Source organism: Roseovarius dicentrarchi, assembly GCF_003316635.1.
Classification (GTDB): Bacteria; Pseudomonadota; Alphaproteobacteria; order Rhodobacterales; family Rhodobacteraceae; genus Roseovarius; species Roseovarius dicentrarchi.
The window spans coordinates 1-548 of record NZ_QNQP01000088.1; the positions used below are offsets into that span (position 1 = coordinate 1).

Below are 548 nucleotides of genomic sequence, written 5' to 3' on the forward strand. Positions count from 1 at the left end.
GCAAGCAGAGACAAAAGCCAAAGTGAACGCTGCCTTCGACTTCTTCGTCGCAACCTATGGCGTGAAATGGGACAAGGCGGTCGCCAAACTGGTCAAGGATCGAGACGCGCTGCTGACCTTCTACGACGTATGCGTCCGGTGTGACTGCCCTGCCTGCCTGATAGAGTGGGTGATAGTGTCCACTATCGATAGTGGACATCTTGAGGTTGGTTATGGCGGGGAAGAAGGGCTTGAAGAAGCGGGTCTGGTCGGATGACGAGAAACGCACGATTTGCGCACAGACACTGACATCGGGCGTTTCGGTTGCACAGGTTGCGCGGCGCTATTCCATGAATGCGAACTTGATTTTCAAGTGGCTGAAGGATCCCCGATTTGCGCCGATAGAGAGCAGCGTATCTACCGTTGATGCCGTGGATGAGAGGTAACCGCCCCATTGTTACCGCGGCGATTTAGCTTTGATGCGGGCCGCCAGATCGGTGTCATGCACGAAGTCATCAAGGAACTCATGCCAGTTTTTGTTGGTGATACGAGCGGCGCGGATCATGTCC

The 548-nt window shown here is 54.7% G+C and carries 1 protein-coding gene and 1 pseudogene; both read left to right on the forward strand.

Annotated features, from left to right (window positions below):
* Positions 1-127, forward strand: a pseudogene (locus DQ230_RS16970) (IS256 family transposase); the annotation flags it as partial.
* 85 nt (positions 128-212) lie between these two features.
* Entirely contained in the window at positions 213-425 is a 213-nt protein-coding gene (locus DQ230_RS16975) for a transposase (protein WP_238987582.1), read from the forward strand.
* The last annotated feature ends 123 nt before the right edge of the window (positions 426-548 follow it).